The sequence below is a fragment of the Variovorax paradoxus genome (assembly GCF_902712855.1).
Taxonomy (GTDB): domain Bacteria; phylum Pseudomonadota; class Gammaproteobacteria; order Burkholderiales; family Burkholderiaceae_C; genus Variovorax; species Variovorax paradoxus_Q.
In genome coordinates, this window is the sequence record NZ_LR743508.1 from 1,523,209 (window position 1) to 1,547,223 (window position 24,015).

Here is a 24,015-nt window from a genome sequence, read left to right on the forward strand (position 1 = left end):
TTCCAGGCGCGCCTGCACGACGAGCAACCTGTCGTCGGCGGACCTGCGAAGGAAGGTGTTTGTATTCTTTGGCGCGCTACACACCAGACATCACAGTCGAGTCGCCAGTGCGCCAGACGTTGTCCACGGTTGTACGCTGTATCACCCAGACTCCGTCTTGCCTCACCAGATCGACGTCGTAGCGATTCTTCATGAGGTAGTGGCGCGAAGGGTCCTTGCGAGGCACATGCTGCGCCTCGACCAATGCTTCCAGCTTTGCGGTTTCACCGTCGATGGTCACTCGCGGATTGCTGACGGAGTGCGTCTTGTCGAGTTGACCGAGAGAGGTCAGCAGCGCGTGGACGATGGTCTCTCGGCCTGTGAGCACCGGACAGTCGAACCCGGCCTTGGCCGCTGCAGGCCTGAAGCCGGAGACCGACTCGAGCGCCAACGACGCTGTCGGCAATTCCTTGTCGCGCAGATCGATGCCCGCTGCAAATCGGTAGAGCGCCTCCGCCACGGCCAGCTTGTCTGCGGCATTGCTGCCGCGGGAGTGTTGTCGAGTGCTTTGATTGTTCATGTTGATCCTCTGGAAGATCCTGAGACCGTCTGTGTGGCTGCCTGCGCCGCTTCGGACGCCGCGGGCGCCGGGCGATCGAGCGGAATGCGTGCACCCGACCCGGCGCGCGAATGCCTGGCGGCGATCGGTGAAATCATGAATGCCTCCAAGGCGAGCGATCCGCGCTGCCGACGCCGACGTCGGCGCTGTGGACCGCTCGCGCCGCGAAAAGATGAAAGACCCGGAGCCCGATGGCGAGCGCTCCGGCGACCGTCGCGCCGAGCAGCAACCCCGCGACGATGTCGAGCGGAAAATGAACGCCCACGTACACGCGCGCCCATCCGGTGGCGGTGGCCACCGCCAGCAGCGGCAGGCCCAGGCGGCGCAGGCTGGGGCGCAGCAGGAAAGCGGCCGCCACCATGAACATCACGGTCGCGTGCGTGCTCGGCAGCGAGCCGCGGCCCGCATGCGCGATGTACGCGGGCGCCAGCCCCAGCACGAAGGGACGAGGCACGTCGAGCTGGATCGCGATGGCATGCGACAGCAGCGAGGCCAGGCCCGCCGCCGCTGCGACGACGCACAGGTAGGCGCGGTCGGTGCGGTGTCGCCACAGCGCCACCCCGAGCACGGCCGCGCTGAGCCACGCGCCCCACAGCGCGAGGGCCGAAGCCACGGAAAGCACCCACGGTGTTGGCTGGCTGCCGGCTGCGAGCCACTGGAACAGCGCAAGGTTCGACGCATTCATGGCGCCGCTCCGGGCAGGCCGCGGAAAAACATCGGCGCAAGCTGGCGCCCGGCGCGCCGTGCACACCTGATGAAGCTGGACATGGTCAGAACCTTTCGACGAGGAAGGAAGGCCGCGCTGCGTACGGGGCGTGACACGTCCTGACGTCGCACGACGTCAAACAGCGGGGCGGTGCGACGCACAGGGCGCCGTTCGCTTCTCAGGCGGGGAGGGGCGGGACAGCAGGCGGCGGCAGGCGCCGCCAGGGAACCGCGGGAGGCGGTGCACCGCCGTGCGGCGGCACGTGCTCGGGGGCTTCGCGCACGACAGGCGCCGCTAACCGGCCCGCCGCCAGCACCAGCGGCAGCATCGCGAGCACCATGGCCATCAGGCCGCTCAGTGCGAAGTCCAGGACATCGGGCTGGTCGATGCTGGCCGGTGCCTGCGCGAACACCGTGGTCTCACGGTCGGCAGGGTGGTCGGCGCGGTCGTCGGCCTCGAACTGCGAGGTTTCGCTGGCGCTGCGCACGCGCAGCATCGGCTCGTCCTCCAGCCCGTCGCAGCGGAAGTGCACCGCAATGAAGGGCTGCAGGAAGATCAACAGGATGCCCGCCATGCACCACAGCCTGTGGTGTGCTTCAGCAAAAAGGCGGACGCGTGCAAGCAGCATGCACGAATGCTAGGAGCCCGATATGAACGAAGCCTGATCGGGGCGGGCGATATTTCGAAGGCGGGTTTGTGACGCGGGTGAGTCGAACCTTGAGCTCAGCGAAATGAAGCGCCACCCTCGGGTTCGCCGGCCCGACGGCCGGCAACGCGGTGGAGGAATGGCTGGCCGCGCTGCACATGGCGCGCGTCTTCGGCATGCCTTACAGGATCGTCGTGGCAATGATCGGCGTGGCCGTTTCCGTGCTTGCAGTCACCGGCGTCTGGGTATGGGCTCGCAGGCGCCTCGTCGCGCGCCGGGAGCGGTCCGGCCGATCGCGACGCGGTGCATGACGCGCGACCCCAGGCGGGATGACCGAGCGAACGTGTCCGGCTTTCGCGCCTGCCTATGATGAGCCGCACCGTCATGCAAGCCACCACCAGCGCTCATCACCCGCACCGCGTCCGCTCATCGCAAAGGGTGGCGATTCGCGACAAAGCCGGGCCGGGGTGTCTCGGGCCCGCGCCCGGTTCGCGCGCGTTCGCCGCATGACGGGTTCGAAAGCGCTTCTCGTCGTGCGAGGTCTGCGCACCTTGCGCGGCGGTTCCATCGACATGGACCTGGGCAGGGGCGAATGCGTCTGCGTGCTCGGCAAGTCGGGCTCCGGAAAGAGCGTGTTTCTACGCCTGGTGGCCGACCTCGACCAGGGCGAGGGCGCCGTCACGCTCGACGGCCGGGACCGCAACACCTGGTCGGGTCCCGAGTGGCGCCGGCGTGTCATCTACCAGGCTGCCGAGCCTGCCTGGTGGGGCGCCACCGTGGCAGAGCATTTCCCCGCGGAAGCGTCGAGGCTGCTGCCTTCATGGCTGAACGACGTCGGGCTGCCGAGCGACATTGCGTCCGGCGACGTCGTCCGGCTTTCCACCGGAGAACGTCAACGCCTGGCGCTGCTGCGCTCGCTGTCGCGCAAGCCTTCCGTACTGCTTCTCGATGAACCGACCGCCTCGCTCGACCAGGCCACCACGCTGGCGGTCGAGCGCCTCCTGCAGCAGGAGATGGCCGCAGGCCTGGGCATCCTGATGGTGACGCATTCGAGCGAGCAGGCCGGGCGCATTGCACACCGTCGTCTCGAGATGGACGGCTTCGTCCTGCGCAGCGCATGACCACCATCCATCTCGATGCCGCCGATCTCGCGCTGGCGACGTTGCTGGTGCTGCTGAACGCCGGTGCCTCGCTGCTGTTGCACCTGCGGCTGCATCGGCAGGTGCTGGTGGCTGCGGCTCGCATGGTGGTGCAACTGTTGCTGGTCGGTCTTGTGCTGCGCGTCGTGTTCGCCGCCGCATCGCCGGTCGCCACCTCGGTCATCATCGTGCTGATGGTCCTCGCCGCCGCGCGCGAAGTGGCGGTGCGTCCGACCCGGCGGCTGCAAGGGGCGGGCAACTTCCGCATCGGCGCGGTGGCGGTGGGCCTGTCGAGCGTGGCAACCGTGGTGCTGGCATTGATGACCGCCATCCGGCCGCAGCCCTGGTATGACCCGCGCTACGCCATTCCGTTGATGGGCATCGTGCTCGGGAGCGTGCTCAATTCCGCGAGCCTCGGTCTGGACAGCTTCTTCGAGGGCGTGACCGCCGGACGCGCCGCGATCGAGGCGAAGCTGTCATTGGGCGCGACGTTCCATGAAGCGGTGGCCGACCTCACGCGCTCGTCGATTCGGCGCGGGATGATTCCCATCGTCAACCAGATGTCCGCAGCGGGCCTGATCACGCTGCCCGGCATCATGACCGGCCAGCTCCTTGCCGGCATGGACCCGATCGAAGCGGCCAAGTACCAGATCCTGCTGCTGTTCCTGCTGACGGGTGCCGGTGGCTTCGCCGCGGCAGGCGTGGTCTACATGGCGGCACGATCGATGACCGACGAGCGGCAGCGGCTGCGGTCCGACCGGCTGCGCTGACGCGCGGCCATCGCGTCGCATCCGATTCGGTTGGCACGCTCGGCGGCGCCTGTTTCCATCACGCGAGCGGGCAGGCTCGCCGATCAATGGCCTCCCTCGTCGTCGGATCGACCAAGGTTGCCTGGCGCGTTGCGCACGGAGCGTGCCCAGGCTTCGTGCGCGGCCACCAGTTCGTCGCTGCCAAGCACATAGGCGGGGTTGTCCGCCAGCAATTCGATCGCCATGTCGATGAATGCCCGCACCCGGGCCGGCAACGAAGTGCGATTTCCGTAGTAAACGAACACGCCCGCCCTGTCGGCTACGTGCTCGAGAAGTATCGGCACGAGACGGCCCGCGCGGATGTGGGGCGCCGCCGCAACCCCGGTCAGCAGGCCGATCACGTGGCCGGCCAGCACCGCCTCGGTTTCCAGCGCCTCGTCGTTCACCGTCAGCGCAGGCACGACGTGATGCTCGACCAGTTCTTCGCCGCTTCTGACGTACCAGGGCAGCACGCGTCCCGTGCCTGGATTGCGGAAGGCGCTGCAGCGGTGCCCCGAAAGCGCGCCGAGGCTGGCCGGCACGCCGTGCCGCTCCAGGTAGGCCGGCGACGCGCAGATGATGAGCTGCAAGGTGAACAGGCGCCGCCCGATCACGCCATCCACCGGCGACGGCCCGATGCGAAATCCCACGTCGACCCGATCCTCGACCCAGTTGCCGATGCGGTCGTCCAGCTGCACGTCGGGCTGCACCTCCGGATAGCGGCGGCAGAAGGTGTCCAGCAGCGGCCACAGCACCGGTGCGAACACGGACAGCGGGCCCACCACGCGCAGCGGCCCCGCAATGCCGTCCTTGGCCTGCCGCGTGGTTTCCAGGGCCTGCTGCATGCCGAGCAAGGGCGCCTGCGCAGCCTCCAGGAAATGCCGACCCTCGTCGGTCAGCGACATGCTGCGCGTCGTGCGGTGAAACAGCCGCACCCCCAGGTGCTTCTCCAGCTGCGCCAGCGCCTGGCTCGCGGCCTGCGGCGTCATGCCCTGCGCGGCCGCGGCCTGGCGCAGGCTGCCGAGTTCGGCCGTCTTCACGAAAGTGGCGATGGAGCGCAGCTCGTTGATCGGCATCGGGTCCTTTCAAACGTTCATTATCAAGTTGCACTTGTCAGTCCGGCAACCGTTTGCGGGCTAGTTCCGGAGGAGGGTGCGGCCTAAAGTGGCTGGATCCCATCCGCTCAACCGCCCTCCACCCGGACAGGAACGCCATGACAACCCACGATGCTTTCCAGATTTCCCGACGCGGCCTGCTGAAAGCTGGCGCTGCCTCCGCATCCGTGCCGGCGCTTTCGGGCGCCTCGACGGCTGCTGCCGCACCCGCGGCCACGCCGGCGGCGACGCCCGTGAATCTCGTCGTCAACGGCCGGCCGCGGCTGCTGGTGCTCGACACCCGCACGAGCCTGCTCGACGCGCTGCGCGAACACCTCCACCTGACCGGCACGAAGAAGGGCTGCGACCACGGCCAGTGCGGCGCCTGCACCGTCCTGGTCGACGGCCGGCGCATCAATTCCTGCCTGACGCTGGCTGTGATGCACGAAGGCGCCGCCGTCACGACCATCGAGGGCCTGGGCCAGCCGGGAAACCTGCATCCGATGCAGGCCGCCTTCGTCAGGCACGACGGCTACCAGTGCGGCTATTGCACGCCGGGCCAGATCTGCTCCGCCGTCGGCGTGCTGGGCGAGATCGAGCAAGGCATTCCGAGCCACGTGAGCAGCGACCTGACGGCACGCCCGCTGCTGTCCGCGGCCGAGCTGCGCGAGCGCATGAGCGGCAACATCTGCCGCTGCGGCGCGTACAGCAACATCGTCGATGCGATCACCGAGGTCGCAGGCGCGAACCCGGGAGGCAAGGCATGAAAAGCTTCAGCTACGAACGGGCGAGTTCGCCCGCGCAAGCCATCGCGGCCGCGGCGCGCACGCCGGGCGCGCGCTTCATCGCGGGGGGCACCAACCTGCTGGACCTGATGAAGCTGGAGATCGAAACGCCGGCACACCTCATCGACGTGAACGGCCTGGGTTTCGAGCGCATCGAACCGACGGACGACGGCGGGCTGCGCATCGGCGCACTGGTGCGCAACACCGATCTGGCCGCCCATGCCACCGTGCGGCGCGACTACGCCGTGCTGTCGCGCGCGCTGCTGGCCGGTGCATCGGGCCAATTGCGCAACAAGGCGACCACCGCCGGCAACCTGCTGCAGCGCACGCGTTGCCCCTACTTCTACGATACCCAGATGGCCTGCAACAAGCGCCAGCCCGGCAGCGGCTGCACGGCCATCGGCGGAGTGAACCGCCAGCACGCGATCGTGGGTACGAGCGACGCGTGCATCGCCACGCACCCGAGCGACATGGCCGTTGCGATGCGCGTGCTCGACGCGGCGGTGGAAACCATGCGGCCCGACGGCACGCGGCGCACCATCCCCATCGCCGACTTCCATCGCCTGCCCGGGCGCACGCCGCAGGTGGAATCCGCGCTGGCGCGCGGAGAGCTGATCACCTCCGTGCGGCTGCCGGCGCCGGTGGGCGGCAGGCATTTCTACGCCAAGGTCCGCGACCGCGCGTCGTACGCCTTCGCGCTGGTGTCGGTCGCGGCCATCGTGCAGCGCGACGGCACCGGCCGCGTGGCGCTGGGCGGCGTCGCGCACAAGCCTTGGCGCATCGAAGCCGCCGAGCGCGAACTGCCGCGCGGCGCCGGGGCCGTCACCGCGGCGCTGCTCGCCGACGCGCGCCCGAGCGAGCACAACGCATTCAAGGTGACGCTGGTGGAGCGCACCCTCGACGCCGTCCTCGCGGATGCAAGGAGCTGAACGATGAAATTCGATGTTCCCGCCACCACCAATCCCATCGACCAGCTCAAGGTCATCGGCAAGCCGGTCGACCGCATCGACGGGCCGCTCAAGGTCACCGGCACCGCACCCTACGCCTACGAGCGCCATGACGCAGCGCCCCGAGCGGCCTACGGCTATGTCGTGGGCGCCGGCATTGCCAAGGGCCGGATCGTTTCGATCGACCAGAAGCGCGCGAAGGCGTCGCCGGGAGTGATCGCCATCGTCACCGCGGAAAACGCCGGCCAGCTCGGCAAGGGCCAGTTCAATACCGCCAGGCTGCTCGGCGGGCCGGGCGTGGACCACTACCACCAGGCCATTGCGCTCGTGGTGGCCGAGACCTTCGAGCAGGCGCGCGCGGCAGCGCAATTGCTGCAGGTGAGCTATGCCCGCGCCGAAGGGGCCTTCGACCTGCACGGCGCGAAGTCGTCGCAGGCGAAGACGACCGACCGCGACAACAAGGTCGGCGATTTCGCCGCCGCCTTCGCCGGGGCCGAGGTGCAGCTCGACCAGACCTACAGCACGCCCGACCAATCGCACGCCATGATGGAGCCGCACGCGACCACCGCCGCCTGGCAAGGCGACCGGCTCACCATCTGGACGTCGAACCAGATGATCGACTGGACCGTGTCCGACCTGGCGGCCACGCTCGGCATGCCGAAGGACAGGATCCACCTGATGTCGCCGTTCGTTGGCGGCGGCTTCGGCGGCAAGCTGTTCCTGCGCGCCGACACGGTGCTGGCGGCGCTCGGCGCGCGAATGGCCGGGCGCCCCGTCAAGGTGGCGCTGCAGCGCCCGCTCATTGCCAACAACACCGTGCACCGTCCCGCGACCATCCAGCGCATCCGGCTGGGTGCGACGAAACAGGGCAGGCTGACCGCGATCGGGCACGAGAGCTGGTCCGGCAACCTGGTGAACGGGAAGCCCGAGAACGCGGTGCAGCAGACGCAATTGCTCTACGCGGGCGCGCACCGGCTGACGGGAACGCGGCTTGCCGTGCTCGACCTGCCCGAGGGCAACGCGATGCGCGCGCCCGGCGAGGCCCCGGGCCTGATGGCGCTGGAGATCGCGATGGACGAGATGGCCGAGCGCCTTGGCCTCGACCCGATCGAGTTCCGCGTGCTCAACGACACGCAGGTCGATCCGGCCAAGCCGGAGCGCCGCTTCTCCCAACGCCAGCTCATCGAATGCATGCACCTGGGTGCGAAGACCTTCGGCTGGGCGCAGCGCAGCGCCAGGCCGGCGATGCGGCGCGAAGGCCGCCACTGGATCGGCATCGGCATGGCCGCGGCCTTCCGCAACAACCAGGTCACCAGGTCGGGCGCGCGCGTGCGGCTCGATGGCCGCGGCATCGTCACCGTCGAGACCGACATGACGGACATCGGCACGGGCAGCTACACCATCATTGCGCAGACGGCCGCCGAGATGATGGGTGTGCCGCTCGAGCGCGTGGTGGTGAAGCTCGGCGATTCCTCGTACCCCGTGTCCGCCGGCTCGGGCGGCCAGTGGGGCGCCAACTGCTCCACCGCCGGCGTGTATGCCGCCTGCGTGAAGCTGCGCGAAGCCGTGCTGCAGCGCGCGGGCCTGCCAGTCGAGGGCGCAGCGTTCTCCGACGGCATGGTTCGCGCCGGCGGGCGCAACGTCGCGCTCGCCGAGCTGGCGGGCGACAGCGGGTTCGTGGTCGAGGACGCGATCGAGTTCGCCGAGCTGAGCAGGCAGTACCAGCAGTCCACCTTCGGCGCGCACTTCGTCGAGGTGGCCGTCGATGCCTACACGGCCGAGGTGCGCGTGCGCCGCATGCTGGCGGTGTGCGCATCGGGGCGCATCCTCAACCCGAAGTCCGCGCGCAGCCAGGTCATCGGCGCGATGACGATGGGCGTGGGCGGTGCGCTCATGGAGGAGCTCGCGGTCGACAAGCGGCAGGGCTTCTTCGTGAACCACGACCTGGCGGGCTACGAAGTGCCGGTGCACGCCGACATTCCCCACCAGGAAGTGATCTTCCTCGACGAGGCGGATGCGGTCTCCTCGCCGATGAAGGCCAAGGGCGTCGGCGAGCTCGGCCTGTGCGGCGTGGGCGCGGCCGTGGCCAACGCCGTCTACAACGCGACCGGCGTGCGCCTGCGCGACTACCCGCTCACGCTCGACAAGCTCATCGGGCGCATGCCGTCGTCCACGTCCTCCGCGGCCTGATGCGAACCGGATGGCCTCGCCGATGAAGACCGTACCCCAGCCTTCCCGCCGCGCGCTGATGGCAGGCCTTGCCGGCCTGCCGCTCGGGCAGGGCGCCCAGGCATCGACCGCTGCGGGTTTGCCGGTCTCCCGCCCCGCCGGGCCCGTCCTGGTGGCCTGCTTCTCGCGGTCGGGCAATACGCGCGTGGTTGCAGGCCTGATCCAGCGTGCGTTCGGTGCGGACCTGTTCGAGATCGTGCCGGCGGCGCCGTATCCCGACGAGTACCTGGCGACCGTCGAACGGGCCCGCCAGGAGCGCGACCGGAACACCGAGCCGGCACTCGCGGCCAGGGTGCCGGACATCGCCGCCTACGCGACGGTCTTCCTCGGCTTTCCGGTCTGGGGCGAGACCGCGCCGTCCATCGTGCGCAGCTTCCTGTCCGCGCACGACCTTGCCGGCAAGGCCGTCATCCCGTTCATCACCCACGGTGGCTATGGGCTGGGCAGCAGCGAGCAGGTCGTCGCTCGGCACGCACCGAAGGCGAGGCTTCAGGCCGCTTTCTCGATGCAGGCGGACCAGGAGCGCCAGACCATGGACCGGGTCAATGCATGGCTGCGCAGCGCGCCGGCCACGGCCACGGCCAACAAACCCTGAGACAAAGGAACACCATGCAACACGTCACCCTCAACAACGGGCTCCAGATGCCTATCCTCGGCTTCGGCGTCTTCCAGATTCCGGACCCCGGCGAGTGCCAGCGCAGCGTCGTCGACGCCATCGAGTCGGGCTACCGGCTCATCGACACCGCGGCGTCCTACATGAACGAAGCGGCCGTGGGCCAGGGCATTCGCAACAGCGGCGTGGCGCGCGAGGCACTGTTCGTCACGAGCAAGCTCTGGGTGCAGGACACCGGCTACGAACGCACCCGCGACGCCATCGACAAGTCGCTGCGCCGGCTGCAGTTGGACTACCTCGACCTCTACCTCATCCACCAGCCGTATGCCGACGTGCACGGTTCTTGGCGGGCGATGGAAGAAGCCTGCAAGGCCGGCAAGCTGCGCGCCATCGGCGTGAGCAACTTCGAGCCGGACCGGCTGATGGACATCATGGCCTTCAACGAGATTCCTCCGGCGGTCAATCAGGTGGAGGTCAATCCTTTCCACCAGCAGGCCGACAGTGCCACCTTCATGCGCGACAACGGCGTGCAGGCCGAAGCCTGGGCGCCATTTGCCGAAGGACGCAACAACCTCTTCCAGAACGAGCGCCTCCTCGCCATCGGCGCGCGCCATGGCAAGACGGTTGGCCAGGTCGTGCTGCGATGGCTCGTCCAGCGCGGCATCGTGGCGCTGGCGAAGTCGGTGCGCAAGGAACGCATGCAGGAGAACCTGGATGTGTTCGACTTCGCGCTGAGCGCGGACGACATGGCCGAGATCACGACGCTCGACAGCGCCACCAGCAGCTTCTTCTCTCACCGCGACCCGGCCATCGTCAAGTGGATGAGCGAACGGCGGCTCGAGCTGTGAAGGCGCCCGATCCGACACCGCCGGCGGACGGCCGCCTCGGCCTCTTTGCGCGCGCCGGGCAACACCTTCGCACCTCGTTTGCAAACCAACGGGACTGTTCATGAAATCTCTCGCCATGACCGCCATTTCGCTCTCGATGGCTGCCTCCGCGTTCGCTCAGGACGACAAGAACCAGACCGGACTGCGGATCGCGCGCAACGGCTCGCAGCAATCGGCCAAGGGGCCGGCGGAGTTCTTCTCGGGCACGGTCCGCATCGACCCGCTGTTCCCCAAACCCAACGGTCCCACTCGCGCGACCGGCTCCTACGTGACCTTCGAACCCGGTGCGCGCACGGCGTGGCACACGCACCCGCTGGGCCAGACGCTCGTCGTCACCGCGGGTGCCGGCCGCGTGCAGCGCTGGGGAGACGCGGTGCAGGAGATCAGGCCCGGCGACGTGGTCTGGATTCCAGCGGGCCAGAAGCACTGGCACGGCGCGGCGCCCACCACCGCGATGACCCACATCGCGATCACCGAACAGGCGGACGGCAAGGCCGTCGACTGGCTGGAGAAAGTCAGCGACACCCAGTACGCAACGCAACCATGAAATCCGTCACCGCCTCCCTTGTTGCCGTCGCGCTCGCCCTGTCGGCCGCGGTCCCTGCCTTTGCCCAGGCGCCGGCGGCCGCGAAACCCCAGACACCCGCCCAGCGGCAATTCGGCGAGATATCGCCCAAGTTCGCCGAACTCACCGACGACGTCTTGTTCGGCGACGTCTGGGAACGGCCGGGGCTGTCGAAGCGGGACCGCAGCCTGGTCACCGTGAGCGCGCTCATCGCCATGAACCGGCCCGAGCAGTTGCGCCCGCACATGGTCCGCGCGCGCGACAACGGCGTGACGCAGGAAGAACTCATCGAGACCATCACGCATCTCGCCTTCTATGCAGGCTGGCCGAGCGCCGTGACCGCCATCGGGGTCGCGAAAGAGGTGTTCGGCAAGCCATGAACACGGCCCGGGCGGCTGCTCGGCATTCAACTGGAAACCGCACAGGAAAGATCGAACCATGAAACAAAGAGAACTCGGCCGCAGTGGCCTGCGGGTTTCCGCCCTCGGCCTCGGCTGCATGGGACTGAGCTACGGGTACGGGCCGGCCACCGGCATGGCCGACGCGGTCAAGCTGATCCATGCGGCCTTCGAGCGCGGCATCACCTTCTTCGACACGGCGGAAGCGTATGGACCCTTCGCGAACGAAAGCGTGCTCGGCGAAGCGCTGGCGCCGATGCGCGACCAGGTCGTGATCGCCACCAAGTTCGGCTTTCGCGACGGCGACGCCGGCAAGGGTCTCGACAGCCGGCCGGAGCGCATCCGCAAGGTGGCCGATGAAGCCTTGATGCGCCTGCGCACCGACCGCATCGACCTGTTCTATCAACACCGCGTCGATCCGCAGGTGCCGATGGAAGAGGTCGCAGGCACGGTGAAGGACCTGATTCGCGAAGGCAAGGTCAGGCACCTTGGTCTGTCGGAAGCGGGGGCCGACAGCATCCGCCGCGCGCATGCGGTGCAACCCGTTGCCGCGCTCCAGAGCGAGTACTCGTTGTGGTGGCGCGAGCCCGAGGCGGAGATCCTTCCGCTGCTGGAGGAGCTCGGCATCGGATTCGTGCCCTTCAGCCCGCTGGGCAAGGGCTTCCTGACCGGCGCGATCGATGCACAGACCTCGTTCGGCGCCGCGGACTTCCGCAACACCGTGCCGCGTTTCGCGCCGGAAGCCCGCAAGGCGAATCGCGCGCTGGTCGACGTGCTGTCCGGCATTGCGGCGCGCAAGCAGGTCACGCCGGCGCAGCTGGCCCTGGCCTGGTTGCTGGCCCGCAAGCCCTGGATCGTGCCGATTCCCGGCACCACCAAGCTGCATCGGCTGGAAGAGAACGCCGCAGCCGCCTCGGTCGAGTTGTCGACGGACGAACTTGCGCAAGTCGAGGCAGCGGTTGACGGCGTGCAGGTACAGGGCACGCGGTACTCGGCGGATCGGCAAAAGCTCGTAGGCAGGTAGATGGGAAGCAGCGCCGGACGTTCGTTGAGAACGCCTTGGAGCGCGTCATGTTCCTCCAGCGTCGCCGCGTGGGTCCGTTCGCCAATAAGCCAGAATTGAAGCCCTTCTCTTCGAACATCCACCCGCTTGATGCAACCCCTGCTCAACGCCATCGCCACGACGGCGCTGCCCACCGACGCAAAGCGCGTCTTCCACGGACGCGGCGGACTCTACCCCGGGTGCGAGCACCTCACGCTGGACTTTTTCCCACCGGTGTGGGTGCTGACCAGCTTCAAGCCTCTGGCTGAAGACGAATTGGCTGCGGTGGGCGATGCACTCGCAGCGCGCTGGGACCAACTTGCCCCGAGCCAGCCGTTGGACTGGGTGTTCCAGTGCCGCCGCGAAGGCCAGAGCGACACGCGCCTGATGTCCGGCGAGGTGCCGGATCCGCACTGGGTCACCGAAGGCGCGACGCGTTATCGCGTGAATGTCGGCAGGGGCCAGAACCACGGGCTTTTCCTGGACATGGCCGAAGGACGGCACTGGGTGCGCGAATACGTCGCGGCGCGCTCCGGTGCGCAGTCACGGGTGCGCGTGCTGAACCTTTTCGCCTATACATGCGCATTCTCGGTCGTCGCTCTGCAGGCGGGCGCGCGGCATGTCGTCAACCTCGACATGAGCAAAGCCGCTTTGGCTATCGGACAGCAGAACCACCGTGCCAACAACGTGCTGGAGCACGCCAGCTTTCTTCCCCACGACCTGTTCAGCTCATGGGGAAAGATCACGCGCAGCGGGCCTTACCAGCTGGTCATCGTGGATCCTCCAAGCTATCAGAAGGGCAGCTTTGTCGCGACCAAGGACTACGCACGGCTGATCAAGCGTCTTCCGGATCTTCTTGCGCCAGACGGCCATTTGATGCTCTGTCTCAACGCTCCCGAGATGGGCCCGGCATTCCTGCTCGATCACATGGCCAATCTGGCGCCGGAACTCATCTTCGTCGAGCGCCTTTCCAATCCGGCTGATTTTGCGGACGTCTGCGACCAACGCTCGCTGAAGGTACTTGTTTACCGGGCGCCTCCACTCGACCGATGAGTGCAATCGCGTTCGCGCATCTGGCGCCAGCGTCGACGACTTCAGCCTCGCGCAATGAGTCAGCTCGAGTGCGGGAGGAGGGCCTCTGGCACGCCATGAACGACATCCGGTGGTGCAAGCTCTCGAATTCATCGCCCGAGTCGCGGCGGCCCGAGAGGGCGGCAACGTCACTGCCGCGGAGATGAGGAAGACGAAGCCACCGGTCGAGGACATGGCGGGTAAGTGGAGCCTGGACGATCCAAGTACGCGGTGATGAAGATCGTGGACAAGAACGTGAAGGCCGGGGCTGTCGCGCCGCGCGCAGCAACCTTGGATGTTGCTCTTCCTCCCATCGTTCTCGAGCCAGCCAGCGAGTAGGAATGCATTAGCCGCGGTTGCCGTCTCGGGCAATTACCACCGATTTCGGATATTGGTCATTCGAAAGAGGCGCTATAGGCTCGCCGATCACAAAGGGAGTGGCGGTGAACACAATATTCAAGTCTGTCTGGAATGCATCCGCGGGCGCGTGGGTTGCGGCGCCCGAGACAAGCAAGGCCAATGGCAAGTCTTCGGCGAGTCGTCCTGTCGCGACCGCGCTGCTGGCGTTTGCGGGAATGGCCTGCTCCCCGGCATATGCCGTATGCACGAGTTCCGCACTGGGCATCACTTGCTCCGGAGCGGCGAATCCCCTGGCGCCCAGTTTCAGCAACGGCACGGACAATCTCAATGTCACGGTCAACCCGAACGCCACCGTCGGCGTGCTGTCCGGCGTAGGCGGCATCGCGATGTCACTGACCGGATCCAACCTCACGTTGACCAACAACGGGAAGATCGATCCAACGGCGGTGGGCGGGACGCCGAGCAAGCTGTCGTCCGGTGTCTTCATGGGCAACGCCGGCTTCAGCACGCAAACAGTCACCAACAACGGCATCCTGGGCGGCACCAGTGGCGTCGCGCTCGGGCTCACGGGGCTCGCGCTGACGATCCAGAATGGGGATGGCGGTACCACTTCGGTCACCAACACGGGGACGATGGCCACGACAGGCATCACCGGTGCGACGCTCGTCGGTGCGGACGCCGGGGTCATGGCACTGTACGGCGGCGGACAGGTCCATGTTGACAACACCGGCACCATCACCGGCCGGGTCGCGTTGGAATCGAGCGCAGGGGGCAATACGTTCACGAATGCCGGCATCCTCGACGGCAGCGTGTCGCTCGGAGCGAACAGCACCAACACGTTCGTTGCGACCACCGATTCCAAACTGCTGCCTGCGGTCGGCTCTGCACCCTCGGTCGATGTCGCCGTGGGCGCCGGGAGCCTCCATTTCGCCGCAACGGGCTTCGTCGACGGCGGGGCAGGCGGCGACAACACGCTGAAGCTCGTGCAGGGGACGGCCACGGACGGCGCGATCAGCCACGACAAGTACCTGAACTTCAATCATCTGGCCATCGACAGCGGGCGGTGGGTGTTGCGAGGTGCCTCGGCCGCTTCGGATGCGGCGCTCCGCAATGGCGCGGTTGCGGCGATCGACGATGCCGCAGGTCTCGGCACGGGCACCGTCCGGTCGAATGGCGGCGCCATCGAGTTCTCGACGGCGGGCCTGACGCTGTCGAACAAGGTGGACCTTCTGGCTGGAGGCCTGTCGCTGCGCGGCGGCGTGGACGCGACGCTCAGCGGCGTGATCTCGGGCACCGGCGCGCTGACCCAGTCCGGAACCGGAACGGTGACGCTGGGCAACAGCAACGGGTACTCCGGTGGTACGGCGATCCTGGGCGGCGCGTTGCAGGTGTCGAGCGACGCGAGTCTCGGCGATCCGACGGGTGCCGTGCGCGTGAACGACGCGAGCCTGCGCGCCGGTGCCTCCTTCACGCTGGCGCGCGATGTGTACGTCGTCAACTACGGGACCCTCGATACCGGCGCTTTCGATGTGACGATGACGGGCGCCATTCGCAACGACGGTGTCTTCGGTGCCCTGCGCAAGGCCGGAAGCGGCACACTCACGCTCCAGAACGGCGGCAGTGACTACACGGACGGCACCTTCGTCGACGCCGGAACGCTCGCCCTGAAGGGCGCCGGCAACATCGGCAGCTACGCATTGAACGTCGCCACGGGTGCCACCTTCGACATCTCGCAGCTCGCCGCATCAGGCGGCCAGGCCAACTTCATTCTGGGCGGTGGCCGCATCGCGCTGGGCGGAAAGACCCTCACCACCTACAACGGCGCCAGCGTGTCGACCTTCGGCGGCGTCATCGCCGATGGCGGGATCGGCGGGGGAACCGGTGGCGCGCTGCACATCACCGACGCCGGTGACAGCTGGACGTTGACCAATGCGCAGACTTACACCGGCGGCACCATACTCGACGCAGGCAACCTGATCCTCAGCGGCAACGGTGCGCTCGCGAGCGGCGGCGCGCTCACCCTCGGCGCCGCCGCCCATGTCGATGTGAGCGGCACCAAGGCCTCCGGCCTCACCCTCGGCAACGTCAGTGGTTCGGGCAGCATCTCGCTTGGCGCGAAGGCGCTCACACTCGGCACGGCCGACAACATCGGCTATGCGGGGGCCATCGACGGCGCAGGCGGCTCACTGGTCAAGCAAGGCGTCGGGGAACTGGTGCTGGACGGCATCAACAGCTACACCGGCACCACTTCCGTGAACGCGGGAACGCTGGTCGTGGGGGGTACGGCAGGTTCGAAGGCCAGCATTGCCGGCGACGCGATGGTCGCCTCCGGCGCCACCCTCGGCGGGCACGGCACCATCGGCGGCAATGCGACGGTGTCGAGCGGCGCCACGCTGGCGCCCGGGCATTCGATCGGCACGTTGAACGTGCTGGGCGACCTGACCCTGCAGAAGGGGGCCGTGCTGAACTTCGAATTCGGTGCGCCCGGCTCTTCGTTCCAGTCTTTCGGACTCGGCGACAACGTCGCCGTGGGCGGCAACCTGAGCATCGACAGCAGCACGCTGAATGTCGTCGATGCAGGCGGCATGGGGCCGGGCTTGTACAACCTGTTCAGCTACAAAGGCGCGCTCAGTTTTACCAATGGCGGTTTCACACCGCCGGCTGGCAGCAGCCTGCAGATCCTCACGGTCGACAAACAGATCAATCTGGTTCACACGGCGGGCTACACGCTGAATGTCTGGAACGCCAACGGCCTGGCCAGCGAGACCCAGATGGGTGGCGGTAGCGGCACGTGGTCTGCGGCGAGTTCGAATTTCACGGACGCCACGGGCAGCGTAACTGCGCCGATGCAGCCTGCCGGTGGATTCGCGGTCTTCGGGGGGGCGCCCGGAACGGTCACGATCGACAACGGCGCGGGGGCGGTGCGTGCCGGCGGCATGCAGTTCGCGTCGGACGGCTACCGGCTCACGGGCGACGCGCTCACGCTGGCAGCCGATGTGACGCATGTGGTCCCGGTCGAAGTGCGCGTGGGCGATGGCAGCGCCGCCAGCGCGAACTGGACGGCCACGATTGCCAACGTCCTGACAGGCTCGGACGGACTGAACAAGACGGGGGCCGGCACACTGGTGCTCACCGGCGTCAACATCTATACGGGCGGCACGACCGTCACGGCCGGCGTACTGCAGGGCGACACTGTCAGCCTGCGGGGAGACATCCTCAACAACGCCACCGTCAACTTCTACCAGGCCGTGCCAGGCAGCTACGCCGGCACGATGAGCGGCGGCGGGGTGCTGCGCAAGATCGGCAATGGCGATCTGGTGCTGTCCGCGCCCAACAGCTATCAGGGCGGCACCCGCATCGACGCAGGTTCGCTCAATGCGAGCGTCTCCGGTGCTCTGGGTACAGGCCCGGTGAACGTGGCTGGCAATGCCAGCCTTATCTTCAGCGGCACTGCCAGCGCCGGGGCGCTGAACATCGCGATGGCCGCAGGCAGCGGCGTCGTCAACGGCGGCCTTGCGCAGTTCAACGACAAGAGCTCGGCCGGCAGCGCCACCCTGGTGGCACAAGCCGGAGGCAGCATCGTCTTCGGAAACAACGCCACGGCGGCCGATGCCACGATCGAGAACCGGGGAGGCCAGGTCACGATCTGGAACAACGCCACAGCCGGGCAGGCGAAGATCACCAACGTCGGCGGCGCAACCAACCTGCTTGACAACGGTTCCGCAGGACAGGCCACCATCACGAACGAGGTCGGTGGCGCACTGGACATCTATGACACCGCCACCGCCGACAAGGCGACAGTCATCAACAACGCCGGCGGCGTCGTGCGCATTCGCAGTCTCACGACGCCGGGCGTGAGCATCGGTTCACTTCAAGGCGCGGGACGGGTGCTGCTGGGCAACAAGACGCTCAACGTCGGTGGCCTCAATACCAGCACCGAGATTTCGGGGGTGATTTCGGATGCTGGTGGCTCGATCGTCAAGGTCGGCAGCGGCAAGCTCACACTGTCGGGCGCGAATACCTACACGGGCGGCACCGCGCTGAAGGAGGGCCGCCTGGACGTAGGCCACAGCCAGGCGTTGGGCACCGGCGCGCTCGCAATGGACGACGGCACCACACTGGGCTTGAGTGCCGATGGCGTGAACATCGCCAACGCGATCCGGCTCACGGGCACGAGCGACCCCGTCATCGACACCGGTGCGTTCTCGGGCACCCTGAGCGGTGACATCAGCGGCGGCGGCTTCCTGACAAAGGAGGGCACGGGCACGCTGACGCTGGCTGGCGTCAACACCTTCACCGGTTCCACGAACGTGGCTCAAGGCACCTTGCGCGCGGCCGCGACCGGAACGTTCAGCGCCAGCTCGGCGCACAGCGTGGCCGCAGGCGCGACACTGGATCTTGCGGGCTTCAATCAGACGGTCGCCTCGCTCGCCAACGGCGGCACGGTCTCGCTGGCGGGCGCCGCAGCGGGCACGACCTTGACGGTCAACGGCAACTACGTCGGCAACAACGGCGTGCTCAAGCTTGGCACAGCCTTGAACGGCACCGGTCCTTCGGACCGCCTGGTGATCAACGGCGGAACGGCGACCGGCAAGACCAGCGTCCAGATCGCCAACCTCGGCGGCCTGGGTGCGCTCACGAGTGGTAACGGCATCGAAGTGGTGACGGCGCAGGGGGGCGCCACGACCACCGCGCAAACCACGAAGGACGCGTTCAGCCTGGCCGGCGGCCACGTCGACGCGGGCGCCTACGAATACCGCCTCTACGCAGCGGATGCGGGCGGCGCGGGCGAAAACTGGTTCCTGCGCTCCACCGCCCACGCTGCAACGCCCGGAGCAATGGGAGGGTCGTCGGTGGTCACCTACCGCCCCGAAGCCGCGCTGTACGCCTCGTTGCCGAGCCAGCTGCGCCAGGGCAACCTCGCGATGCTGGGCGACCTGCGCAAGCGCGTGGGAGATGACGATGTGAAGGGCGCCGCCACCTCGCCGACCGGCTCGGACCGCCGCGCGTGGGCGCGCGTGCTCTCGACCGACATCGACATCCGCCAGGGCGGCGCCGTCTCACCGACCAGCAAGGGCCGCTTGACCGGCTTCCAGGCCGGCACCGACTTGCTGGCCATGCCTGGCTGGCGCGCCGGCCTCTACGTCGGTCAGCTCGACGGCGACGCGCGCACCAACGGCTTTGCCAGCGGCATCCAGAACCTGGCCGTCGGCCGCAATGACCTGCGCAGCCAGTATGTGGGCGTGTATGGCACCTACACCAGCGACACCGGTTTCCATGCCGATGCCGTCGTGCAGTCGGGACGTCACCGCTACACCGTCGAGCCGCTCGCCAGCGTGGGCGTCGGAGGCAAGGGCCATAGCCTGCTGGGCTCGATCGAGATCGGCCAATCCTTTGCGCTCGGTGCGGGCGGCTGGCACATCGAGCCTCAACTGCAGCTCATCCACCAGCACATGGACCTGGGCAACTCGGCCATCGCAGGCGCCATCGCGCAGCCGCAGGCCGATAGCGGCTGGATCGCGCGAGCAGGCGTCCGTGTGAAGGGCGAAATCGACACCGGCCTGGGGACGCTGCAACCGTACGGCCGATTCAACGTGTACAAGTCATCGGGCGGTGCGGACATCGCGCGCTTCGTCAACGGCACGACCGCGACCGGTATCGCGGCACCGACGGGCAGCACCAGCTCCGAGCTGGCCGGCGGCTTCACGCTGGCCCTGAGTACATCGACCAGCGTCTATGGCGAAATCGGCAAGCTCTGGGCCTCGGGCGGGGACGCGAAGGTCAGGAGCTCGGTCAACGGCTCGGTCGGCGTGCGGGTGAAATGGTGACACGCATCTTTGACGCCCACGCAGCGTGGGTCGGAGTGCTCGGCTGTCGATGAATCGCTGGCTTTCCGCCTGAGCTTCGAGCGTCCCTCCGGTCTCGCGATTTCATGGCGGACCAACGCCCGATGGATCGGGCCTGCGGGTGACAGCGCTCGCGCCCGGCGCGGCTCGGCGATGCGCTCGACCACCGGACGCAGGATCTGCGACTGGCACCGACGGCCTCTCGCATCGCGGAGTTGCTGTCGTGCGCCAACGGATTGGCCGCGCGGCTCCAGCTCAGCGCACGCCAATCGCCGCGTGCTGCAACTCGGCATCGAAGACCAGGCGTCTGGGCCACTGCGGCCAGACCGTGCCCGATCGAGCATCGTTGGGGTCGCCACGCCGCGCAAAGGCCCCGAGGCTGCGCATCATCGCGTCCGACAGTGCCAGCCGGCCCGGCGCATTGGCGTGCGTGAACATGAAGCGCGAGTAGAGCGAAGGCCCGAAATTGCCGAAGATGAAAGGCAGGTCGAAGGTGTGAGCGGCACCGAAGATCTGGTCCAGGGGCGGCGGAAGGCGGTCCCATTCGAACTCGTAAGCCCAGACAGCCTCCTGGCGCGTGCGCAGTGCATCGAGCATGTCGTCTCGGATCGCCGAGAACCACAGGGCATCGAGGCGTCGCGCGCGCGCATCGAAGCCGGTGTCCGGCGTGCCCACCGGCAGATAGGCCGGCGGAATCCATTGCTCCAGCGCGGTCTGCGGCGGGGCTTCGGGGTTGTAGCGTGCAGCGAGCGAAAACACGGCCCCGTCGTCCAGCAGGCGGCCGCTGGCGCCGCCCAACGCCGGGCTCAGGGCGAAGAGCTGCGGAAAGAGCTTCGTCTCGTCGCGCGTGTGGCCCGCCAATACCGGCATGCGCAAATAGCGGCCCGCACGCACCGCCATGATCGGGTCCTGCGCGAGCACCCATCCATCGGGGATCGGGTTGCTTGCCGCCATGCCGCGTGGCGCGAGCCGCGTGCGCACGACCTGCAGCAGGGTGTCGGCCGACAGGTTGCGCAGCCAGGCGGCAGTGCGCTCGGGGCTGCTGCCGGCCTCCCATTGGCGCGCCTGCGTCTCGTCGGCGGCCTGACCGCCTGCCACGAGCGATTCGAGCACCAGGGCCTGGCCGCGCGCCGCCCATACCGGCGCTGGCAGCACGGCGGGAATGCCTCCGGACGGGAGCGACGCTGCGGTGGACAGGCCCCCGCTGAGGGCCGCCAGGCGGTGAAAGAGGACGCGCCCGCGCGCCACCAGCATCGGAGAACTCTGCAGTGCATAGACGTTGACGGCACCGGCCGATTGGCCCATCAGCGTCACGCGCCGCGGGTCGCCGCCGAAGGCCGCTGCGTTCGCGGCGACGAATTCGAGGGCCTTCACGATGTCCAGCAAGGCAAAGTTGCCGGAATCCTCCTCGCGGACTCCGGTCTTGAGTGCCCTGGCGTCCAGAAAGCCGAAGATGCCGAGCCGGTAGTTGATGGAAACCACGACGGCGTCCTCGTGCCTGGCCAATGCGGCACCGTCGTACACCGGGTCGGCGGTGTAGCCCGCGATGTTGCTGCCGCCATGCACGAACACGATCACCGGCCGTGGCGCGCCGGGGAGCGACGCGGGGGTCCAGATGTTGAGGTACAGGCAGTCCTCGTCGCCCACGGTGCGGCCCAGGGTGCTCCCCACCGTCTCGTCGTAGCGGTTGTTCAGGCCCGGTCCGTAGAGGCGCTGGGTTTGCACGCAAGCCGGCGCGAAAGCCTGGGAAGGGCGCGCAGCGCTCCATGGCTGCGGATCGCGCGGTGCACGCCAGCGCAACGCGCCGACTGGCGGTTGCGCGTACGGCACTCCCTTCCAGCTCCAGGTGCCGCTCACGGCGGAATCGTCGCTGCCCGTCACCGGCCCCCAGGTGGTCTGGCGCTGCATCGCCGCCTCGCGCAGGCCGGGCGCCGCGCAACCGCAGAGGCACAGCGCCAACAGCGCGGCGCCAACGGTGAGCCAGCCGCGGCTCCTGAGCTCAGGCGCGCCGGTCATTCTGCGGTGATCTGTGCGGCCTGGATGATCTGCGCCCATTTGCGCGTCTCGCTCGCGATGAAGGCACTGAACTCGGCGGGTGAGCCGCCGCGCAACTGCAGGCCGGCGGCTTCGGCCTTGCGTCGCACGTCGGGGTCGGCCAAGGCGGCCTTGAGTTCGGTGTGCAGGCGTGTCACCACGTCAGCCGGAGTGCCGGCCGGCGCGAGCATGCCGTACCAGCCGTAGCCGACCACGGTGGGCAGGCCCTGTTCGCGCAGGGTCGGGGCGTCGGGGTAGAGCTGCGTGCGTTCCTCGTTCGCCACGCCCAGCACGCGCAGCTTGCCGGCCTGGATGTGCGGCACTGCGGTCGAGATCGCGGTGAGCGTGGCATCGATGCGGCCGGCCAGCAGCTCGGTGTAAGCCGGCGCGTCGCCCCGATACTGGACCACGATGCCCTTCGCGCCGGCCGCGCGCAGCAGCAGTTCGGCCGTGAGGTGCGGGGCCGAGCCGGCGCCGGGCGATCCAAAGGTGGCGCCTTTCGGGTCTGCCTTTGCATGCCGGATGAATTCGGTCAGCGTCTTGTAGGGAGCCTGGGCGTTCACCACCAGGAACAGTGGCGCAATGGCCGTACTGCCGATCGCGGTGAAGCTCTTGTGCACGTCGTAGGTCAGGTCCTTGTAAAGCGCCTCGCCGATCGCGATCGGCGCCGCGGCGTGCAGCAGCGTGTAGCCATCGGGCGCGGCCTTGGCCACGTAATCGTTCGCGATGCGGGTGCCGGCGCCGGCCTTGTTCTCGATGACGATGCTCTGACCCAGGCGGCGCGAAAGAAAGTCGCCGAGCACGCGCGTGAGGATGTCGTTCGAGCCGCCCGCGCCGTAGGGCGACACGAGGCGGACAGGCCGGGTGGGCCAGGCCTGCGCGGAAGCGTGCAGGCTCCAGGGCAGCGCCAGCCCAGCGGCGCAGGCGAGCAGGTGGCGGCGGTTGATGTGCATGGTCCTTGTCTCCGTCTTGTTGAATCGTTCGTCAGATCGGGCGGATCGGCGGGTAGTCGAAGCGCAGTTCCAGGTGCTCCGCACGGGGCTGGTACAGCCGCAGCACCACGTAGAAGAGCTCGCCCGCCGGCGCGGGCAGCCAGTTGGCACCGGGGCCGGGGTCATCGGCCTGCAGGCGGATGACGATGCTTCCATCCGGTTCGGTGCGCAGGCCCGGTGTGCGGTCGCCGATCGAGTAGCGGTCGATCGCGTTGGCGACGAACAGGCAGTCGCTGCGTCGGTACATCGTGAGCGACCAGAAGGCGTCGACCCGCGGACCGAGGTCCGGCGCGAAGCGCAGTTCGTAGCGCCTGCCACCGTGCAGCGGCTCGCCCGCCACGTCGACCTCGGCCGTCGGGTACATGGCTTCATCGACACCCAGGGCCCCGATGAAGTTGCGCGCAATGCGCGCCCGCGTGAGGTGGTCGTCGCCCCAGTGCGTGCGGACCATCACCGGGATGGCCCAGCCGCCGCCCAGCGCGTGGGGCTGGCCTGCGGTGCGCAGCCGTTCGTACACGCCCGGCAATGCTGCCGCCAACGCATCGTCTTCGGGCGGCCAGGAGAGCGACTCGCCGTCGGGCGGCGGATTTCCGCGCAAGGCCGCATCGACCACCGCGCGGTAGTGCGACGCCGAGGGGATGCGGGTGTCCCGGCCGTCGAGCGCCGCGTCCACGCGCATCGCGGCATCGCCGCCGTCCAGGCGTCGCAGGCGCAGGGCCTGCTGCAACGAGCGCACGCGCCCAGCGTCGGGGCCGTCGTCGTCGACCAGAATGCGGCCGATGAGCCACACGTCGTCGCCGGGTGCGGCGATGGTGCTGGTGACCTCTGCAGGAATGTCGCCGCGCCAGCCCGGGCCATGGACCAGCGTGCACTGCGGGCGGCTGCCGGTGGTGCGCCGCCCGACATAGGCGAAAGGATTGGTCCACGCGTCGAGCAGTCCCAGCGTCCAGTAGCGCTCGCCCATGTCCGGCGACTCGATCAGGACCGGCCCTTGCGAGAGGTCGATCCACGCGTTGCTGTAGACCGTGTCGTTGTTCGGGCTCACGACCTCGCGATCGTCCGGGCCGAGCCTGCGGTGGGTGTGGGTGAACTGGTTGACCCAGCGCCAGGACGATCCAGGCTCGTCGGAGGCGAACCCGAGCGTCGGATGACGTCTTGCCGTGGTGGCCGCGCGCATGCGCATCATCTCGAAAAGGGGCAGGGTCTGGATCACGCAGGCTTCGGCGCCCGTCGTGGCGAGATCGGATCGGCTGTCGAGTGTCATCGGGAGGTCGG

The 24,015-nt window shown here is 68.2% G+C and carries 20 protein-coding genes; 13 read left to right on the forward strand and 7 right to left on the reverse strand.

Going from position 1 to position 24,015, the window contains the following annotated elements:
* Window positions 1–76: 76 nt before the first annotated feature.
* The 3 genes from AACL56_RS33635 to AACL56_RS33645 form a co-directional block, all read right to left on the reverse strand.
* Window positions 77–559, reverse strand: coding sequence for a nuclear transport factor 2 family protein (locus AACL56_RS33635; protein ID WP_339094981.1), 483 nt, complete (start codon window positions 557–559; stop codon window positions 77–79).
* A 133-nt stretch (window positions 560–692) separates the two neighbouring features.
* Window positions 693–1,283 carry a phosphatase PAP2 family protein gene (locus AACL56_RS33640; protein ID WP_339094983.1) on the reverse strand — a complete coding sequence of 197 codons (591 nt, stop codon included), beginning with the start codon at window positions 1,281–1,283 and terminating at the stop codon, window positions 693–695.
* 199 nt (window positions 1,284–1,482) lie between these two features.
* Complete coding sequence (locus AACL56_RS33645; RefSeq protein WP_339094985.1) at window positions 1,483–1,878, reverse strand: hypothetical protein; 396 nt, start codon at window positions 1,876–1,878, stop codon at window positions 1,483–1,485.
* Window positions 1,879–2,081: 203 nt separating this feature from the next.
* Here AACL56_RS33645 and AACL56_RS33650 point away from each other — a divergent pair, with 203 nt between their 5' ends.
* The 3 genes from AACL56_RS33650 (at window position 2,082) to AACL56_RS33660 (ending at window position 3,859) form a co-directional block, all read left to right on the forward strand.
* Window positions 2,082–2,261 carry a PepSY domain-containing protein gene (locus AACL56_RS33650; protein WP_339094987.1) on the forward strand — a complete coding sequence of 60 codons (180 nt, stop codon included), beginning with the start codon at window positions 2,082–2,084 and terminating at the stop codon, window positions 2,259–2,261.
* A gap of 195 nt (window positions 2,262–2,456) precedes the next feature.
* A complete protein-coding gene (locus AACL56_RS33655; protein WP_339094989.1) occupies window positions 2,457–3,071 on the forward strand; it encodes an ABC transporter ATP-binding protein in 615 nt (204 codons plus the stop codon).
* Entirely contained in the window at window positions 3,068–3,859 is a 792-nt protein-coding gene (locus AACL56_RS33660) for an ABC transporter permease (protein WP_339094991.1), read from the forward strand. The genes AACL56_RS33655 and AACL56_RS33660 overlap by 4 nt, the downstream gene beginning before the upstream one ends.
* Window positions 3,860–3,942: 83 nt before the next feature.
* Here AACL56_RS33660 and AACL56_RS33665 read toward each other — a convergent pair whose 3' ends face one another.
* Entirely contained in the window at window positions 3,943–4,953 is a 1,011-nt protein-coding gene (locus tag AACL56_RS33665) for a LysR family transcriptional regulator (RefSeq protein WP_339094993.1), read from the reverse strand.
* A 137-nt stretch (window positions 4,954–5,090) separates the two neighbouring features.
* Between AACL56_RS33665 and paoA the strand changes: the two genes are divergently transcribed.
* From paoA to AACL56_RS33715, 10 genes are all read left to right on the forward strand, one after another.
* Window positions 5,091–5,738, forward strand: a complete 648-nt coding sequence (gene paoA, locus AACL56_RS33670; protein ID WP_339094995.1) for an aldehyde dehydrogenase iron-sulfur subunit PaoA — start codon at window positions 5,091–5,093, stop codon at window positions 5,736–5,738.
* Window positions 5,735–6,685: an FAD binding domain-containing protein gene (locus AACL56_RS33675; protein WP_339094997.1), complete on the forward strand. Its 951-nt coding sequence runs from the start codon at window positions 5,735–5,737 to the stop codon at window positions 6,683–6,685. Before paoA ends, AACL56_RS33675 begins: the two co-directional genes overlap by 4 nt.
* Before the next feature lie 3 nt (window positions 6,686–6,688).
* On the forward strand, window positions 6,689–8,893 hold the full coding sequence (gene paoC / locus AACL56_RS33680; protein WP_339094999.1) for an aldehyde oxidoreductase molybdenum-binding subunit PaoC: 2,205 nt from the start codon (window positions 6,689–6,691) through the stop codon (window positions 8,891–8,893).
* A gap of 22 nt (window positions 8,894–8,915) precedes the next feature.
* Window positions 8,916–9,527, forward strand: a complete 612-nt coding sequence (locus AACL56_RS33685) for a flavodoxin (protein WP_339095001.1) — start codon at window positions 8,916–8,918, stop codon at window positions 9,525–9,527.
* A gap of 14 nt (window positions 9,528–9,541) precedes the next feature.
* Window positions 9,542–10,393, forward strand: a complete 852-nt coding sequence (locus AACL56_RS33690; protein WP_339095003.1) for an aldo/keto reductase — start codon at window positions 9,542–9,544, stop codon at window positions 10,391–10,393.
* Between the two features lie 100 nt (window positions 10,394–10,493).
* A complete protein-coding gene (locus AACL56_RS33695; protein WP_339095005.1) occupies window positions 10,494–10,979 on the forward strand; it encodes a (R)-mandelonitrile lyase in 486 nt (161 codons plus the stop codon).
* Complete coding sequence (locus AACL56_RS33700; RefSeq protein WP_339095007.1) at window positions 10,976–11,377, forward strand: carboxymuconolactone decarboxylase family protein; 402 nt, start codon at window positions 10,976–10,978, stop codon at window positions 11,375–11,377. The genes AACL56_RS33695 and AACL56_RS33700 overlap by 4 nt, the downstream gene beginning before the upstream one ends.
* A gap of 58 nt (window positions 11,378–11,435) precedes the next feature.
* Window positions 11,436–12,419: an aldo/keto reductase gene (locus tag AACL56_RS33705; RefSeq protein WP_339095009.1), complete on the forward strand. Its 984-nt coding sequence runs from the start codon at window positions 11,436–11,438 to the stop codon at window positions 12,417–12,419.
* A 129-nt stretch (window positions 12,420–12,548) separates the two neighbouring features.
* Window positions 12,549–13,490 (forward strand): class I SAM-dependent methyltransferase, encoded by a 942-nt coding sequence (locus AACL56_RS33710; protein WP_339095011.1) that lies wholly within the window; start codon window positions 12,549–12,551, stop codon window positions 13,488–13,490.
* Between the two features lie 461 nt (window positions 13,491–13,951).
* On the forward strand, window positions 13,952–19,696 hold the full coding sequence (locus tag AACL56_RS33715) for an autotransporter outer membrane beta-barrel domain-containing protein (RefSeq protein WP_339095013.1): 5,745 nt from the start codon (window positions 13,952–13,954) through the stop codon (window positions 19,694–19,696).
* A gap of 273 nt (window positions 19,697–19,969) precedes the next feature.
* Here AACL56_RS33715 and AACL56_RS33720 read toward each other — a convergent pair whose 3' ends face one another.
* Genes AACL56_RS33720 through AACL56_RS33730 form a run of 3 tightly spaced genes read right to left on the reverse strand, consistent with a single transcriptional unit; the run spans window position 19,970 to window position 24,004 of the window.
* Window positions 19,970–21,730, reverse strand: coding sequence for a carboxylesterase/lipase family protein (locus AACL56_RS33720; protein ID WP_339095015.1), 1,761 nt, complete (start codon window positions 21,728–21,730; stop codon window positions 19,970–19,972).
* On the reverse strand, window positions 21,727–22,701 hold the full coding sequence (locus AACL56_RS33725; RefSeq protein WP_339095017.1) for a Bug family tripartite tricarboxylate transporter substrate binding protein: 975 nt from the start codon (window positions 22,699–22,701) through the stop codon (window positions 21,727–21,729). The genes AACL56_RS33720 and AACL56_RS33725 overlap by 4 nt, the downstream gene beginning before the upstream one ends.
* Window positions 22,702–22,732: 31 nt before the next feature.
* On the reverse strand, window positions 22,733–24,004 hold the full coding sequence (locus AACL56_RS33730) for a DUF1254 domain-containing protein (protein WP_339095019.1): 1,272 nt from the start codon (window positions 24,002–24,004) through the stop codon (window positions 22,733–22,735).
* Between the last annotated feature and the right edge of the window lie 11 nt (window positions 24,005–24,015).